This is a genomic window from Pseudalkalibacillus sp. R45, from assembly GCF_052246725.1.
Taxonomy (GTDB): Bacteria; Bacillota; Bacilli; order Bacillales; family Fictibacillaceae; genus Pseudalkalibacillus.
In genome coordinates this window covers 23951-41314 of record NZ_JBQQCL010000020.1, presented here as the reverse complement: position 1 = coordinate 41314, position 17364 = coordinate 23951, and the positions used below count along the sequence as shown (strand labels likewise).

The following is a 17364-nucleotide window of genomic DNA, read 5'->3' as shown; positions in this document are numbered from 1 at the left end:
TTCATTGAAATGATAACATCTTTTATAATAGCTTTGTTAATTTTTTCTGTTGATTTTTTAAATTGACATATTTAAAACCCTTTTTTACGATTAGTTAGTCATGTATAAATAAAGCTCTTTTCTAAAAGATTGTTGCTATTGAGTCATTTTAAAAAACTCACCTTGTGCAAGTTGATTGGAGAGCGAGGTGCGAGACTCCTCGAAAATGGGAATCGCATTTTCTTCGTACGATGTAACGCTGCCGGAGCTTTCCTTGTCCTGTGGGATCAGCGTGCCTACTACCTGAATAATCTCCTCGCAAGGCATGCGACGAGGAAGCTCGCTTCCACAGGACTTTCTTGTAGACGCAGGAGCACAAATGCTTCCTTGAAAAGGAGACTCCTGAGGTCGCAAGGCGACGAGTGGGCTCACCGCACGCCCCGTGGAAAGCGAGCATCCTGGAGCGGAAATCAACGACTTTTAAAGAAAACTTGGCGAGACCAAGCCTTTTGTAGGTCGAGCCTTAGTTGCCCTTATACTGAAGAAAGTATTTTATACTTTCTTTAAGTGCAAGAGCAACAAAGTTTGCGAAAACAGTCATAATCCAAACAAATAAAGAACCCTGGATGAGAGGGGGCCAACAACTATGGAACAAGAAGAATACTATGAATTCCAATCTGTAATCGATGCGTTGAAAAACGATGATATCGATTTGTTCAGAGAAAATTTCTTAGAGATGCACCCTTATGATCAAACACGTCTTTTCTCCGTTTTGGAAGAAGAGGAAAGAATGCGTCTTTATGGGTATCTTTCCCCTGAAGAAATGGCAGATATTTTTGAGAAAATCGACCTTGAAGATACAAAAGGCTATTTGTTTGAAATGGAGCCTTTCTATGCAGCAAAAATGCTTGGGGATATGTACGCCGATGATGCCGTCGACGTATTGAATGATTTAGAAGCTGAGCAGTTGGCTAGTTATTTGACGATCATGGATAACGAAGCTGCTCAGGAAATTAAAGAGCTTCTCCATTATGAAGAAAAAACGGCCGGAAGTATCATGACCACGGAATTCGTGGCGATCCGGGCGAATCAGACGGTGACACAGGCGATGGAGATCCTTAGGAAGGAAGCGCCGGATGCGGAAACAATCTATTATGTGTTTGTGGTGGATGAAAATAAAAAGCTGGTCGGTGTCATATCCTTAAGAGACTTGATCATCGCTGAAGAAAATACACCCGTAAATGAGGTCATGAACGAAAGAGTCGTTGCGATTTCTGTAGGAGAAGATCAGGAAGAAGCGGCACGGATGATGAAGGATTATGACTTCCTTGCCTTACCTGTTGTCGATTTCCAAAATCATCTCCTTGGAATCATCACGGTCGATGATATTGTCGATGTCATTGATGAAGAAGCATCTGAGGACTACTCGAAATTAGCCGCGGTTTCCGATATGGATTCCACCGACAGGAGTCCGATGCAAGCAGCTAAAAGAAGACTTCCATGGCTGATTATCTTATTATTCCTTGGCACCATCACGGCAAGCTTGATCGGCCAGTTTGAAGAAACATTGAATCAGGTTGCTATTTTGGCCGTATTCATTCCATTGATTGCTGGAATGGCAGGAAACACAGGTACCCAGGCGTTAGCGGTAGCTGTAAGGGGAATCGCAACCGGGGATACAGATAAACAGGATGTGAGAAGTCTCATTTTAAGGGAAGCAGGGACAGGAGTGATCACTGGTGCTTCCTGCGGGTTGGTCATCACAATCATCGTCTATTTATGGCAGGATTCCATCTACTTAGGATTATTGGTTGGTGCATCGATTTTGCTCACCTTGATTGTCGCTACCTTAGCGGGAGCTTTGATCCCTTTACTTATGCATAAAATGAAAATAGATCCCGCAGTAGCTTCAGGTCCTTTTATTACTACGATCAATGATATCATCAGCGTGTTGATCTATTTCGGCCTTGCTACGACATTCATCAATTATTTTACGTAAACGAAACAGGAGGAAAGTATGGAAGAGCATGTATCATTCACTTCACTCATCGTTGTCATAGTAACTGCTTTTCTCACACCGATTCTATTGAAGAAATTGAGACTCTCGATCATTCCTGTGGTTGTTGCTGAAATCATAGCCGGACTCATCATCGGGAAAACAGGTTTCAATTTGGTCCAGCCAGATGAATGGATCACCATTTTATCGAGCCTCGGCTTTATATTTCTCATGTTCTTAAGTGGTCTTGAAATAGATTTCAGTGTCTTTTCCAATAATAAAAACAGGGTGACGCTACCTTCAGGGAAGCTGGAGCCGAACCGTTTTCTCGTATCGACCATTGTATTCGTGTTCATTCTGATTCTTTCCTTTGGATTATCATGGTTATTAGTATTTATGGACTTTACAAACAACGCCTATTTCATGTGTTTGGTCATTTCGACGATCTCTCTAGGGGTCGTCGTTCCGACATTGAAGGAAACAGGAATCATGAAATCAGGGATTGGTCAAATTATCCTGATCGTAACGGTCATTGCCGATCTTGTGACGATGATCTTGTTAGCTGTCTTTGTATCCTTATATGAAGGCGGAGGCAACATGTGGCTCTTGTTATTGTTATTCTGTGCAGGGATTCTGCTCTATTTCATCGGTAAATTCTTTAAGCAGAGCACCTTTTTCGAGACATTATCAACAGGAACTGTACAGATTGGCATGAGAGCGGTGTTTGCCCTCATCATCCTTCTCGTCGGGTTATCAGAACAGGTCGGAGCAGAAAGTATCCTCGGGGCATTCCTTGCGGGCGTGCTCGTATCCTTGCTGGCACCTAATCGTGAAATGGTCCGCCAGTTGGATTCATTCGGTTACGGGTTCCTCATCCCTATTTTCTTCGTCATGGTCGGGGTGGAGCTGGATCTGTGGGCGTTATTCAGTGATCCGAGGATTGTGATTCTGATACCTTTGTTATTCATTGCACTGTTGATTTCCAAGCTGGTACCTGCTCTTTATTTGAAAAAGTGGTATGACTGGAATACAATCATCGGTTCAGGCTTTATACTGACAGCCACGCTGTCCTTAGTCGTAGCAGCAGCTAAGATCGGAGAGCGGATCGGTGTCATTGACAATCAGATGTCCTCAGCCCTGATCTTACTTGCTGTGATAACGTGTATCGTTACACCGATTGTGTTTAAAAAAGTCTTTCCTCTTAAGCAGATGGCTTCTAAGACAAAAAAGGTCAATGTCATTGGAGCGAATCAATTAACGTTAAGGCTGCCCTTAGAGCTTGACGAGAATATGTTCAATACGACCCTATACCATACAAAACAAGAAAAACTAGAGGAAAGTGTAGGCACCCATTTTGAAGTGAATGAAGTGGATGACTATGAAATTGAAAGGTTGTTACAAGACGATGTGTTCATCACGGATGTTCTGGTCGTCACGACAGGAAATGATTCAATCAACGCAAAAATCGCTTCCTATGCAAAAGAAAGTGGAATTGAACGTGTTATCACGAGGATTGAAACGTCAACATTAAGTTCCGAACTGAAAGAGAAAAACATTGAAGTATTTTCATCCTTGTTATCAGCTAAGACCATTTTAAGGTCGATGATTGAGACACCGGATGTCGCAAAACTGATCATTGGTCAAGACAATCGTTTATATCAAGTGAATGTCCAAAACACGAAGTATGTTGGAACGATGCTTCGGAATTTCCCATTTATGGGGAATGCAATTATCATCCGGATTTTCAGAGGAAATGAATCCATTGTGCCACATGGTGATACCGAACTGCAATTGCACGACCATCTTATTGTGACGGGAAGCAATGAAAGCATCCAAGAATTGAGGAACGTGTTGTCATAAAGACTTAAAGAAAAGCTTTCAGAAAAGTGTCAGCCACCCTTGTTATCTCATCATGAGTGAGATAAGGGATGGCTGGCACTTTTCTTTTTTCTTAGTGACTGCTATACTTTAATTAGGACTAGGTCATAATAACAAACAATAAAATTTCTCAAATATGTAAAAGGAGGCCCATTCATGAATTTATCATTAGAAGACCGTACATATGTGATCATGGGAGTAGCGAATAAGAGGAGTATTGCTTGGGGAATTGCTCGTTCATTGAGTAATGCTGGAGCACGACTGGTATTTACGTATGCTGGGGAACGTTTTGAGAAGGGTGTGCGTGATCTCGCGGAGTCGCTTGATCGTAAAGACTCGCTTGTCATTCCTTGTGATGTTACGGATGATGACCAAATCAAAGGCGCGTTCGCACGGATAAAAGAAGAAGTTGGCGTTATCCATGGGTTGGCCCACTGTATTGCATTTGCTAAAGTGGAAGAACTTAAAGGTGAATACTTGAACACGACAAGAGACGGGTTCCTTCTTGCTCATAATATCAGCTCATACTCGTTGACAGCAGTGGCAAAGGAAGCCCGCGAACTAATGACAGAAGGCGGCTCGATCGTTACGATGACGTACCTTGGTGGTGAACGTGTCGTTTCCAACTATAATGTCATGGGTGTAGCAAAAGCTTCTCTTGATGCAAGTGTGAAATACCTTGCCAATGATTTAGGGAAAGACGGTATCCGTGTCAATGCGATTTCTGCAGGACCGATCCGTACGCTAGCTGCCAAAGGAGTAGGCGACTTCAACAGCATCTTGAAAGATATTGAAGAGAGAGCGCCATTACGACGTACCACTACGACAGAAGAAGTCGGTGATACAGCACTATACTTGATGAGCGACTTATCACGAGGACTAACCGGGGAAATCCTCCATATCGATAGCGGTTTCCATCTATTAGCGAGATAATGATAGCGACCCATTCCTTGTCAGGAGTGGGTTTTTTTAACAATTGAAGAAAGTATTAAATACTTTCTTCAATATAAGCGCAACTATGTCTCAACCTTCGCCAAAGGCTTGGCTTTGCCAAGTTTTCTATATTGAAATAGTAAGAGAACGCCAGAAACCAGGATTCTAGGCGTTTTTTTATTGTTCTACTAGAGAGAGGCCTACACGGATAGTTGTTTGCGGAATACATTAAATTAACACGACGTGGTCTGAGGGGTGGGAATAGTGATTCGTAATGGAAATGAACGGATATTAGTGATTGCTCCACACGCTGATGATGAGGTGCTGGGATGTGGGGGGCTCATTGATAAAGCAAGGAAATACGATAATGAAGTAAAAGTGCTCATCGGCTCAGTTGGAGATATCCACTTCCAACATAAGGACGATGGCGTCATTCATTCTGAAACCAGAAAGATGGAATTGAAAGAAGCACTCGCACATTTAGGCTGCGAGGATTATGAAATCCTTTTTGAGGACAAAGAAAGTGCAATGGATACGATCCCGATGAATCAGATTGTGTCCAAATTGGATCGGGTTCTCAGAAAGATGGAACCGACGATAGTATTCATTCCATACCCGAGCTATCACCAGGACCACCAAGTCTTGTTTCAAGCCTCGATGGCCAGTCTAAGACCTGTTCCGAAACGAAGTCCGAAGCTGATCGCGATGTATGAATACCCTATGATCGTCTGGCAATACCCGAAAGTCAATGATGTGGGTGAACTTTATCTTGATATTACCGATTCTATTGATCGAAAAGTGGAAGCATTCTGTAAACATCAATCGCAAATCAGAACGGCGGACCACTTGATTTCCCCAGAGAATATCAAGAGGTGGGCTGCGAAAAGGGGAATGGAAACAGGTGTTGGGTACGCCGAAAAATATCATCTCATACGTGCACAACTGTTTTAAAAAGTTCAATCGATAAAAGAGGGATGGCAGTGAAGGTATTAATTACGGGTGAATGTGGATTCCTCGGTTCACATATTTCTGAATTACTTGCCGACAAAGGTTACGAGATGGTGGTGGTTGATAACTTGTGTACTGGAAACTACCGTTCACCTATCTATCCGATCCGTTATTATGAGTTGGATTATGCATCACCCAAGATGAAAGAGGTATTTGAAAAAGAAAAACCCGATTATGTAATCCATCTTGCCGCTCAAGTGGAAATAAAGACGTCGATGGAAAATCCAGTTTATGATGCTGAAATCAATCTTTTGGTACGGTAAAGTTATTGCAGTTATGCCGTATCTATGATGTGAAAAGATTCATATTTGCATCTACTTCCGCTGTTTACGGGGATCTTGGAAGGAAAACTGCTGATGAGGTTTCACCACTAAGTCCGATTTCCTTTTATGGCATTTCAAAATTAGCTTCAGAGATGTATGTCAAGCAGGTCCACGAACAGTTCCAGCTTCCATACACGATTTTCAGATATTCTAACGTTTTTGGTCCGCGTCAACGTTCAGATAATGAAGGGGGTGTCATCCCGATCTTTGTAAAACATCTGACTTCAGGTACGGCGATCCCACTGATTTATGGAGACGGTCAGCAAACAAGGGATTTCATTCATGTTAGGGATGTGGCCAGAGCCAATTTATTAGCAATCGAAAAGGAAATTGATGATGTAATGAATATAAGCAGTATGACTGCTACAACAATCAATCATTTATACGATCTGATTGCACAGTATTTCGAAACTGGAGTAGAACCTGATTATATTCAGAGAAGACAAGGAGATATTTTATTCAGCAGACTTGATAATAAAAAGGCTGAAAAATTGTTAGGATGGCGGCCTCAGTATCAGTTATATGAAGGGATCAAGGAGATGGTTCAGACGATTACGATAAAAAGCAAGGAGGGTGGCGACACATGAGAGACTTTTCGAAAAGACCAGTGAGCCGTCAATTTGGGTTTGATCGAGGACAACCAATCGATCGCTATTATATTGAGAAGTTTTTAGAAGAGAATCAGCATGTGATTAAAGGTAAAGTTCTGGAGATCGGGGAAAACAGGTATGCCTCGTTATTTGGAAAAGATATTGATAGTGTCGATATCCTGGACATCGATCGATATCCAGGGGTGACGATCATCGGTAATCTCGAAACAGGTGAAAATGTACCTGATGGTGAATTTGACTGTTTCATCCTGACACAGGTCATCCACATTATTTATGACTTTAAGGAAGCACTGAAAAACGCGATGAAGACGTTGAAACCTGGTGGGGTGCTTCTAGTTACCTTTCCAGGAGTCAGTCAGAACTGTAAGACAAAAGAGTATGGTGACTATTGGCGTTTTACAGGAATGGCCCTTCAGAGATGTTTTTCAGAAATCGATTCGGCTGGGGATTTACGAATTGTAAGTCATGGGAATGTAGGAATCGCTCAAGCCTTCCTTGAGGGAAGAGCTGTCCATGAAATACCAAAAAGTTTATTGGCTTTCAATGATCCACGTTATGAAGTCATCCATACAGTTGCCATTACCAAGAAGAATCCTACAGTTGAAGCAAAGGGTGCGGAAGATGAACAAAAGTGAAGTGACTGTCCTTACAGCTTCTTATAACCCCGGAGATTATCTGAGAATCGCTGTAGATAGCGTACGTAAACAATCCTATACAAATTGGAGGCACATCATTGTGGATGATGCCTCTGATGATGAAAGCTTGGCATCAATAGAAGATCACTTAATTGATTCCCGTGTCACCCTTATTAGAAATGATCAGAATTCCGGCCAATCAAAGTCCCAAAATAATGGCCTTTCACATGTTGAAACGCCATTCATCCTGATGCTGGATAGTGATGACTGGCTATTTGATCACGCGATTGAGAGATTACTAGAAGAGTCGAATAGCGTTCCGGATGATGTTGCCTTGATTTGTGGTAATAAAATCGTGCATTTTGATTACGGAGGAAAAATACTTGGGAAATATGAAGATACATGGGGAAACTCTTTCCATGACCGGTATGCGTTCTTACTAGCAAACTATGTGCCTTATCCAAGGTTTTATAGGACCTCTGCTCTTCGTAAGGTCGGCGGGTGGCCGACGGATGACCCGTACGAAGGCAGATACCTTGAAGATCGAAGAATGGATGTAAGGCTGATTGAGCATTATACGATCCATTGGATTGATGAAGTACTCTATCATTATCGGAAACATGCTGACAGCCTGACTAATAATTTTGACATTATGAATGAGATGATTGAGTGGAACATCCGTGACGCATTAGCGCGTTGGAAGAGTCCATTTGAACCGGTATTCAAAGTGAAAAACGGAACGAAGATACTTGAGTCATTACAATTGACAGAAGAATAGGAGGTTATCATGGAAGCCGATGTAACCGTCTTGATTCCATTTTATAATCCAGGAAAACGATTCTTGAGTGAAGCGGTTAAGAGTGTTTTCGAACAAACGTATGAATATTGGAAAATTGTAATGGTGGATGATGCGTCCACAGATGATGCGAAAGATGGGATAAAAGAATACCTTGAAGATCCCAGGGTCATCTTGTTGTGCAATGAAGTCAACAAAGGACAGTCACATGCGCAAAATGCTGGACTTCAAGTCATCGATACGCCCTATATCATCAAACTTGATAGCGATGATTGGTTTTTCCCGGATACGATTGAAAAAATGACGAAAGCTATGAAACAATCACCGAATGATGTTGCCCTTCTATGGGGGAGGAAGACAGATGTCTATGAAGACAGGGAAGGAAATACATGTCTAAAAGTTCCGCGAAAAGATGGGTCCTCTTATTCGGATAAGTATGAATTCCTTCTTTCGAATGATGTCCCTTTTCCAAGGTTTTATCGAACAGATGCATTGAAAAATGTTGGAGGTTGGCCGACAGATGACCCATGGGATGGGCGTGTCATGGAAGACAGAAGAATCGATGTTCGTCTGATTGAACGGTACCAAATCCATTGGATCGACGAGATGTTATATAACTATCGTCAACATCCGTTCAATGCTACGAAAAAGCTGGATCTGTACAATGAAGTTTTTGAATGGCATATTTACGATACTTTGCGGCGATGGGGAAACAAGTATAAACCTGAATTCAAATACCGCTGCGGTTGGAAACAACTCGCTGCACTTCATCCAGTAGAAAAAAGGAAAAATTTTTTTGATTAGGCATATAATACGTACAAACGATTGGGTGAGGGGATATACTTGAATATCGATTGGCTGATCGTGGGGGCGGGATTTAGTGGTTGCGTACTTGCCGAACAAATTGCGAGTAAGCTCGATCAAAAGGTATTGATCGTTGAGAAAAGGGACCATATTGGTGGAAATGCTTATGATTGTTTCGATAACAATGGCATACTAGTTCATCAATACGGTCCTCATCTGTTCCATACGAATTCCAAAAAGGTTTGGGATTACCTTTCGGATTTCACGGATTGGCATTATTACCAGCATCATGTTTTGGCTGCGATTGACGGAAAAAAAGTTCCTGTTCCCTTCAATCTTAACACTCTTCAAATATTGTTCCCAGAATGTTATGCAATGAAAATGGAAGAAAAATTGATTGAACGTTATGGCTTTGGGAAGAAAGTGCCCATCCTTGAGATGCTCGAGGACCTTGATCAGGATATTCAAGAATTAGCCGACTATGTATATAAAAAAGTATTTCTGGGATATACGATGAAACAATGGGGGATCGATCCTAAAAATTTGGATTCTTCTGTGACTGCAAGAGTTCCTATACATATAAGCAGGGATGACCGCTATTTTCAAGACAAGTATCAGGCTGTTCCAAAAAACGGTTATACAGCGATGTTCAAAAACCTTATCAACCATCCGAATATCAAATTACTTTTGAATACCGATTACAAAGAAATTAAAGATAGCTTTCCATCCACTAAAATGATCTATACTGGTCCTATCGATGCATTCTTTGATTACAAATTCGGTGAATTGCCATATCGAAGCCTTTCATTCAAATCGATTTACCATAGTGAGAAAGAGTTTTATCAGGAAGCGTCCCAGGTCAATTATCCGAACGATTATGATTTTACGAGAATAACGGAATACAAAAGAATAACCGGACAGAAAATTCCAGGAACGACAATCATGACGGAAGAGGCATGTCCTTATGAATCTCAAATAAATGATCCATATTATCCAATCCCGAAAAAAGAACATGGAGCCTTATACCGTAAATACCAATCAGAAGCAGAAGGATTAAAGGATAAGGTGCTTTTTATCGGCAGGTTGGCAGAGTATCGCTATTATAATATGGATCAAGTGGTCGCCAGAGCGCTTCATGTATTTGAAAAAGATATCTGTACATCTTGAAATGTGTATCATACAATGGCATGTTTTACCATCATCCTATATAAATGCTCCAGGGCAAACTTCTTACTCAGGTATTTTTCAGCGAATGTAGTTGTCTCTTCGGCAATCATCTTGTATGCTTTTTCATCATCATCAAGCCATTCAATGTGAGAAACCAAATCAGACAAATTCCTTTTTACAGGTATATAATGCTTGTATGGTTCCATATAAGGAAAGAAAAATTCTTGATTTTGCCGTTCGACAACAAAAACCGGTCGCTTCAAATGCATGAGGAGTTTCAACCTGGAACTATAGCCAATTCCCTGTAGGTCTATGAGATATTTATATTTGGCATGATCGGGAATAGGAATATAATTAGATGCTGCAACGAGACCATCTTGCACTTGGTATTTCGAATTTTTCTTGTTGTACTCCCATTCCATACCTAAAGCTTTCAAGTGATCTGGCTTTCTTTGGGCTAATTTCTGGAGCTTTTTTCGGATGCGATGGTTGTTGACATCCCCGATCCAAAAGCATTGTTTGTGTTCATACGGGTGATCGGCTTTTTCTTTGCATTGCTTAATAATCGTCTCCCAATCGTCCACACCGACTTCCTTTCCATGACTATAGTGGAAGTCAGGAATTGGAATGATCTTATTTTTAAACTTTTCGGTAGTACAATTTGCAAATACAGGACCGAGGTGAAGAAACTTAAGAGCAGTTGCTGCGCGATCACCAGAATAATACACAAAATTCAGTTTCTTTTGCATGAACGTTTTTTCATATCTTTGGAACATTTCATCTAAAAGGGAGAAGAAGGATTCATGTCGGTTCCCCCATCCCCCGTGATCCACAATGTCCAGTTTCGGATATGTTCCTGTAACTTCGATCAATTCCAGTGGTAAACCCATTCATTGTCCCTCCTTTCTTTAGAAGCATATGAATCGTTTTCCCCCATGAAATAATGTCTTACAGCATTGTTCTATACTCTGCAATTGACCTTTTTAACCCTTCTTGTAAATCAATTTCAGGTTCCCAATTCAAGATATGCCTCGCTTTGGAAATATCTGGACATCTTACCTGTGGATCGTCTTCTGGAAGATCTTTAAAGACAATTTTACTCGACGTATTCGTCATTTTTTTAATCAATTGTGCAACCTCGAGGATTGTATACTCTTTAGGATGACCGATATTGAAGACTTCGCCATTTGCATTATCGGTCGTTATCATCTTTTTGAAGGCGGCAATCGTATCCTCGATGTAACAAAAAGTTCGAGTCTGTTTCCCCGTGCCGTAGACCGTCAAATCTTCCCCTTTCAATGCCTGGGTGATGAAATTCGAAATGACACGTCCATCCCCCTGCCAAAGTCCGGAGGAGTATGTGTTGAAGATCCTCGCTACGGTCACTTTGGTGTTGTATAAGGTACTGTACAGATAACAATAAACTTCACCCAGCCGCTTTGATTCGTCATAACAAGCTCGCGGTCCCCATAGGTTCACATTTCCTTTGTAGTCCTCTGTCTGAGGATGGGATTCAGGATCTCCATATATTTCACTTGTGCTGGAATAAAGCATTTTTGCTCCGTTTCTTTTGGCCAATTCTAGCATGTTCCGTGTTCCGGTCGTATTGACGGCAATGGTATTGAACGGTGCAGCCTGGTACCATTTCGGGGAAGCAGGAGATGCAAGATGATAGATTTCATCAATGCCAGTCAATTTATCGTTAAGTAAAATCGAGGAATCATTGATATCTTCATTGAAAAAATGAAAGTCAGGGTATGTCTCGAGCTTCTCTAAATTTGTTTTCCTTCCAGTTGAGAGATTATCGATACCGATTACATCATATACTTCAGCAAGAAGGTCCCTTGCAAGATTCGATCCTAAAAATCCTGCAACACCAGTAATGACTGCTCTTTTCATTTTCTGCTCCTTACATTCTTTGTCTTTATCAAACTATGAGGTCTAACAAAGTTAAACTGAGCATTTTGCACAGATTTATTAAAACAGTAATACTCTATTTTTAAGGTATGAGTCTGGATATTTTTATGTATCAGGCATGCCATTGGTGAATAAAGTGAAAATCAAGGAACAGATCGGAAAGGCGGGGGAAAGATGATTCTTGTGAGCGGAGGTGCTGGGTATATCGGAAGTCATGTTGTGAAAGGACTTTTGGATAACCTTTATCAAGTCGTAGTCCTGGATGATCTTTCTACCGGGCATAAAGAGGCAGTTGACCGGCGGGCGCAGTTCATAATTGGGGATGTAAAAAAAAACAATGATGTGAATAATGTGTTGAACAGATATCCCATCAAAGCTGTGATGCACTTTGCCGCAAAGTGTTATGTAGGGGAGTCAGTCATTAATCCCAAGAAGTACTATGAGAATAATGTTTCGAGCATGATCTCCTTATTGGATGCGATGGTATCCCACGATGTGAAGAAGATCATCTTTTCTTCATCCTGTGCGGTTTATGGGATTCCCGATAATCAAGAGATCGATGAATCGACAGTCAAAAATCCGATATCACCATACGGGCGGACGAAATTGATAGCTGAAGAGATGATCAAGGATTATTCCATTGCCTACGGGATAGAGTATATCAATTTAAGGTATTTTAATGTGGCCGGGGCAGATCCGAACGGATTTCTTGGAGAAGATCATCATCCAGAAACGCATATTCTGCCAAATATCCTAATGCATTTAACAGGAAAAACTCCTCATATTACTGTGTATGGCAATGATTATGGAACATCGGATGGAACATGTATCCGAGACTACATCCATGTATCTGATCTTGCAGAGGGTCATATCCGTGCATTGGAACACCTGCTTGATGAAAAACTGAACAACACAACCTATAACCTCGGAAACGGAAATGGTTATTCCGTTAAACAATTAATAGATACATGCGAGCGTATTACAGGGGGAAAAGCCAAGGTCGTTTATGATCCACGCAGGAAAGGAGATCCACCGAGACTTATAGCAAATAGTGATAAAATTTCTCAAGAACTTGGATGGAAAGCGAAATACAGTATGGAAGACATGGTTCAGACAGCGTGGGAATGGTTTCAGAAAAATCCTGGTGGATATGCAGATGGAAAACGGAAAGGGGAGTGACCATGGTTTCGGTAATCACTTGTACGATGAGAGATTCCTGTTTGGAAAACGTATTCAGTAATTATATCCGGCAGGAGATGGAAAAGAAAGAGTTGATTATCGTGTTGACGGAAAAAGAGATGGATCTGGCTCGATGGAAAAAGGAAGCGGAAAAGCATAAAAATGTGACCGTTTTCCATGTGACTTACGGAACTTCATTAGGGGACTGTCTGAACTTTGCTGTAGAACAGACGCGCTATGAGGTTATCGCCAACTTAGAAGACGATGACTATTATGCTCCGGACTATCTTAAGAACTCCTTGCAGATCCTCAAAGACACGAATGCAGATGTGATCGGTAAAACCACCGTCTATTTGTTCATGCCAGAGCGAAAGGTTTTGACCATATTCAATTCGAATAATGAACACCAATACGTAAATGACCAAACACGTGTCGGAAAACAATATTTACAAGGCGGAACCCTTGTCATGAAACGGCATGTTTTTGAAAAAGTTACATTTCGGAATCAAATTAAGGAGCTTGACCGGCTTTTCTGTCAGGAGTGTGTTGAGAAAGGATTTAAAGTGTACTCAGCAGGAATAGAAGATTTCGTTTATATACGTAATGATTCTGGCAGTTGCCATACTTGGAAGGTTCCCAATGATATCATCCTCAATGTTTGTAAAGTAGTGGCTTACACCGATGATTTCGAGTCATATATCTCCAAAAGACAGGGAGGATAGTGCGTTGATCAGCGTCATTACATGTACCAATAAAGAACATACTCTCCCGTTCATTCTAGAAAACTACAAAAGACAGTCTTGGAAAGACAAGGAACTGATCATCGTACTGAATAAGGATTCTCTTCGCCTTGAAGATTGGAAATTGAAAGTAGCGGATGATCCGAAAATCAAAATCATCCAGATAAAAGAAAATACCACCCTCGGTGAATGTCTGAATCTAGCAGTAAAGGAAGCAACCTATGAATATATTGCAAAGTTCGATGATGATGATTATTACACGGAAGAGTATTTGATTCATAGTTTGGAAACCTTAAGACGGTCGAAAGCAAAGGTTGTAGGAAAAACGACGATTTATATGTATTTTGAAGAAGAACGGACCTTATATACGTTCAATCCTTATAAATTTGCTGGAGAGGCAGATCAAGATAGTGAAAATCGATATAGTCGGAAAGTATTAATGGGAGGGACACTCTTATTTGAAAAAAGCGTGATAAAATCAGTTCCCTTTCAGGCATGTAATACAGGTGAAGATGCAAAGCTTTGCGAAGAATGTATTGACCAGGGGATTCCGATCTATTCTGGTTCCAAAGACCATTATGTGTACATTCGAAGAGAGTTAGATGCTCACACCTGGAAGATCAAAAATCAAAAACTCAAAAGGTTCTGTACCCCGATCACCGAAACCGATGATTTCCGAACGTATCTTAAGAGTCATTAAAGGAAAAACCTGATTTGATTCTCAAATCAGGTTTTTGTGATCAAGGAATATGAGTTAGCTTAAGACGCGGATTGCATCAACTTTACGGCAATCTACGATGAATGGATAGTCATCATCTAAGAAAGTCGCACAGCATGATTTCTTATCAAAGCATGCGAAAACCAATTCTGCAAATTCTTCCCCATCAATAATCAAGTCTACTGTGTCTCCAGAACGAAGCTTTCTTAACTCGTCACAGACACAGCCGTCACATTTATCTTCCATTGCACCTGCCACGTCGTTATTACAACCGCAACCTTTATCGAATAAACTCATTTCTTTTCCTCCTTTTAAAAAAAGTGTGTATGCACCCCAAAATGCATATTAGAAAGGGTTACTATACTATATTGCAATAGATGTCCTTTTGAATGGGTCAAGACCTACTCCTGTCAAAAATGGTTGTTAGCCTTGTCCGCATCCGACCAATTTCTATTATTATACATGGTTGTCCATGCAACTTGTCCCACTCCTTCATATACATAAAGAAGCATCTCTGTGATGCTAATCAATAGACAGAAGGAGTGTAAATATGGCTAGTACCAAACTTGTGTATTTACGTTCATTAATCGGTACTCCGTTGACTGAGGTAGTTATTGAAGGAAACGGGACAATGATTCTCACAAACGTAATTCTTATCCAAGTAGGTAGAGACTGGAGCTTGTTCAGACAAGGTGGATCCGGCGGTGTCGGTGACTTTTGGGTACCGAACCGTAACATCGCAACAATCATCATCTAGGTTGAAATAATGAGTTGACTCATTTGGGTCAACTCAAATCTTATCTTTTTTCAGGTGGAATACATGAAAAAACTTAATGTCTTATTCATTACGAGATACATGCAATCTTTTATTGAAAAAAGTACTTATTATTTTGGGGAAGAACTGAAGAAATCTTGTAATCTGACATATTGGTACGAGGATGGAAATCTACCCGATATCATATCCCAGCTCCCCCAGCGTCCCGATTTCATCCTGTTCAATGATCAGAAGCCTGATTACTGCCCCTGGATCCGGAATATAGATCAAGTGAGTATCCCAAAAGGAACCTTGGTCCACGATCTTCATTATCGTATACCGAGAAGAAAGAAAATGTATAAGAAAAACTGTATTGAACATCTATTCGTTCAGTATCGAGATGCATTTTTGAAATGGTATCCAGAGTTTGAGACACAAATGATCTGGCTGCCACATCATGTACCAGGTGATATTTTCAGGGACCAGAAATCAAACAAAGATCTCAACCTTTTGATGCTGGGTAGTCTCATCGATCACCTTTATCCGTTGCGAGTCAAGATGTATAACGAACTCTCGGGAAGAGCTGATTTCACTTATATTCACCATCCTGGTTATCGGAACATAAACACCAATTCCAAGATCGTTACAGGAGAAACATACGCACAGTTGTTAAACAGATCAAAAATCTTTTTGACTTGTGACTCGATTTATAAGTTTCCTGTCTTGAAATACTTCGAGGCAGCAGGATGCGGCTCATTATTGCTTGCTTCAGGTTCCAGAGAACTTCAGGACTTAGGCTTCATCGATGGGGAGACCTATGTGGAAGTAAATGAAAACAATTTTCATGAGAAAGCGATGTATTATCTTCATAATGACAAAGAGCGGCAAAGAATCGCGGCAAACGGGATTAAGTTAGTCAAACAAAAACACACGACAGAAATCCGTGCAAAGCAATTACTTAAGCAGATCGAAAGGATTGTAAGGAAAGGAGGATAAATCAAATTAAACCGAAAGTCTCGATCATCATACCTTTTTATAACTGTCAGTACGTGGACAGGGCAATAGAAAGCGCATTAAAACAAACCTATAAAAATTGTGAAGTCATTGTTGTCGATGACGGCTCCATACAACATATTGAAAAGATCCAACCCTACAAGCGGAAAATCAAATATATCCGTAAACAAAATGGGGGTACAGCCACTGCTCTTAATCAAGGCATCATCCATGCGACAGGTGATTTTTTTTCATGGTTGAGCTCGGATGATCTGTATCAACCAGAAAAAGTCCAACGCCAGCTCGAGTTCATGTTGAAACACGATGCTGCAATTTGTTATGGAAACTATCATTTGATCAATGAACGGGACAGCATTACCAGTGACCCTGTAGGCGTGGGGTTACCAGATAAGTGGCATTTCATCCGAGCGATGAGGTCAGGGTGTATCATCAATGGATGTACTGTCATGGCAAGGATGAATGTAATAAAAGAAGCTGGAATGTTCGATGAGACCTTACCTTATACCCACGATTATGATTTATGGTTACGATTGATCCCATCCTATGATTTCTATTACTTCCCGGAACCTCTTGTTCATTACAGAGTTCATGGCAACATGGGTTCGAACGTCCACAAAGATGTAATTCCCAATGAAATACATCTTGTGAAAAGAAAACACCGTGACAAGATCAGCCGTGTCATCAATTCGATCACAAGAGAACGGAGAAAGCGGAATTATTTATAATTGGATTCGAAGTAAAATAGAGCCTCTCATATTTAAAAAAGGAGTTACTCCATAGAGGAACATCCCTCTTGGAGCCAACTCCTTTTTCTATTGCTGGCACTTAAAGAAAGTATAAAATACTTTCTTCAGTATAAGTGCAACTAATGGCTCAGCCTACGCCAAAGGCTTGGCTTTGCCAAGTTTTCTT

General features: G+C 40.8%; 18 protein-coding genes and 1 pseudogene. 15 read left to right on the top strand and 4 right to left on the bottom strand.

Features of this window, described 5'->3' with window-relative positions:
- Window positions 1-135: 135 nt before the first annotated feature.
- The gene (locus ACTWQL_RS21395) at window positions 136-306 is read right to left on the bottom strand and encodes a hypothetical protein (protein WP_443144432.1); all 171 of its coding nucleotides are present in this window, start codon (window positions 304-306) and stop codon (window positions 136-138) included.
- Between the two features lie 319 nt (window positions 307-625).
- Here ACTWQL_RS21395 and mgtE point away from each other — a divergent pair, with 319 nt between their 5' ends.
- From mgtE to glf, 9 genes and pseudogenes are all read left to right on the top strand, one after another.
- Window positions 626-1978: a magnesium transporter gene (mgtE, locus tag ACTWQL_RS21390; RefSeq protein ID WP_443144431.1), complete on the top strand. Its 1353-nt coding sequence runs from the start codon at window positions 626-628 to the stop codon at window positions 1976-1978.
- A gap of 18 nt (window positions 1979-1996) precedes the next feature.
- Window positions 1997-3835: a monovalent cation:proton antiporter family protein gene (locus tag ACTWQL_RS21385; RefSeq protein ID WP_443144430.1), complete on the top strand. Its 1839-nt coding sequence runs from the start codon at window positions 1997-1999 to the stop codon at window positions 3833-3835.
- 174 nt (window positions 3836-4009) lie between these two features.
- Window positions 4010-4786 (top strand): enoyl-ACP reductase FabI, encoded by a 777-nt coding sequence (gene fabI / locus ACTWQL_RS21380; RefSeq protein WP_443144429.1) that lies wholly within the window; start codon window positions 4010-4012, stop codon window positions 4784-4786.
- 264 nt (window positions 4787-5050) lie between these two features.
- Entirely contained in the window at window positions 5051-5737 is a 687-nt protein-coding gene (locus tag ACTWQL_RS21375) for a PIG-L deacetylase family protein (protein ID WP_443144428.1), read from the top strand.
- 23 nt (window positions 5738-5760) lie between these two features.
- Window positions 5761-6704: pseudogene (locus ACTWQL_RS21370) on the top strand (NAD-dependent epimerase/dehydratase family protein).
- Window positions 6701-7363 carry a class I SAM-dependent methyltransferase gene (locus ACTWQL_RS21365; protein ID WP_443144427.1) on the top strand — a complete coding sequence of 221 codons (663 nt, stop codon included), beginning with the start codon at window positions 6701-6703 and terminating at the stop codon, window positions 7361-7363. Before ACTWQL_RS21370 ends, ACTWQL_RS21365 begins: the two are co-directional and overlap by 4 nt.
- The gene (locus ACTWQL_RS21360) at window positions 7350-8141 is read left to right on the top strand and encodes a glycosyltransferase family 2 protein (protein WP_443144426.1); all 792 of its coding nucleotides are present in this window, start codon (window positions 7350-7352) and stop codon (window positions 8139-8141) included. Before ACTWQL_RS21365 ends, ACTWQL_RS21360 begins: the two co-directional genes overlap by 14 nt.
- A 9-nt stretch (window positions 8142-8150) precedes the next feature.
- A complete protein-coding gene (locus ACTWQL_RS21355) occupies window positions 8151-8963 on the top strand; it encodes a glycosyltransferase family 2 protein (protein ID WP_443144425.1) in 813 nt (270 codons plus the stop codon).
- 39 nt (window positions 8964-9002) lie between these two features.
- Entirely contained in the window at window positions 9003-10130 is a 1128-nt protein-coding gene (gene glf, locus ACTWQL_RS21350) for a UDP-galactopyranose mutase (RefSeq protein ID WP_443144424.1), read from the top strand.
- Between the two features lie 8 nt (window positions 10131-10138).
- Here the strand turns inward: glf and ACTWQL_RS21345 are convergent, their stop codons facing one another.
- Both ACTWQL_RS21345 and ACTWQL_RS21340 read right to left on the bottom strand, forming a co-directional pair.
- The gene (locus ACTWQL_RS21345; protein ID WP_443144423.1) at window positions 10139-11020 is read right to left on the bottom strand and encodes a glycosyl transferase family 90; all 882 of its coding nucleotides are present in this window, start codon (window positions 11018-11020) and stop codon (window positions 10139-10141) included.
- A gap of 58 nt (window positions 11021-11078) precedes the next feature.
- On the bottom strand, window positions 11079-12029 hold the full coding sequence (locus tag ACTWQL_RS21340; RefSeq protein ID WP_443144422.1) for an NAD-dependent epimerase/dehydratase family protein: 951 nt from the start codon (window positions 12027-12029) through the stop codon (window positions 11079-11081).
- 192 nt (window positions 12030-12221) lie between these two features.
- Here ACTWQL_RS21340 and galE point away from each other — a divergent pair, with 192 nt between their 5' ends.
- The 3 genes from galE to ACTWQL_RS21325 are packed head-to-tail and all read left to right on the top strand — an operon-like array spanning window position 12222 to window position 14666.
- On the top strand, window positions 12222-13226 hold the full coding sequence (gene galE / locus ACTWQL_RS21335) for a UDP-glucose 4-epimerase GalE (protein WP_443144421.1): 1005 nt from the start codon (window positions 12222-12224) through the stop codon (window positions 13224-13226).
- 2 nt (window positions 13227-13228) lie between these two features.
- Window positions 13229-13948: a glycosyltransferase gene (locus ACTWQL_RS21330; protein ID WP_443144420.1), complete on the top strand. Its 720-nt coding sequence runs from the start codon at window positions 13229-13231 to the stop codon at window positions 13946-13948.
- Window positions 13949-13952: 4 nt separating this feature from the next.
- Complete coding sequence (locus ACTWQL_RS21325) at window positions 13953-14666, top strand: glycosyltransferase family 2 protein (RefSeq protein ID WP_443144419.1); 714 nt, start codon at window positions 13953-13955, stop codon at window positions 14664-14666.
- 54 nt (window positions 14667-14720) lie between these two features.
- Here ACTWQL_RS21325 and ACTWQL_RS21320 read toward each other — a convergent pair whose 3' ends face one another.
- Window positions 14721-14981 (bottom strand): hydrolase, encoded by a 261-nt coding sequence (locus tag ACTWQL_RS21320; RefSeq protein WP_443144418.1) that lies wholly within the window; start codon window positions 14979-14981, stop codon window positions 14721-14723.
- Window positions 14982-15234: 253 nt separating this feature from the next.
- Between ACTWQL_RS21320 and ACTWQL_RS21315 the strand changes: the two genes are divergently transcribed.
- From ACTWQL_RS21315 to ACTWQL_RS21305, 3 genes are all read left to right on the top strand, one after another.
- Window positions 15235-15441: a hypothetical protein gene (locus tag ACTWQL_RS21315; RefSeq protein WP_443144417.1), complete on the top strand. Its 207-nt coding sequence runs from the start codon at window positions 15235-15237 to the stop codon at window positions 15439-15441.
- Between the two features lie 63 nt (window positions 15442-15504).
- Window positions 15505-16434, top strand: coding sequence for a glycosyltransferase family protein (locus tag ACTWQL_RS21310; protein ID WP_443144416.1), 930 nt, complete (start codon window positions 15505-15507; stop codon window positions 16432-16434).
- Window positions 16431-17177, top strand: coding sequence for a glycosyltransferase (locus tag ACTWQL_RS21305; protein ID WP_443144456.1), 747 nt, complete (start codon window positions 16431-16433; stop codon window positions 17175-17177). The genes ACTWQL_RS21310 and ACTWQL_RS21305 overlap by 4 nt, the downstream gene beginning before the upstream one ends.
- The last annotated feature ends 187 nt before the right edge of the window (window positions 17178-17364 follow it).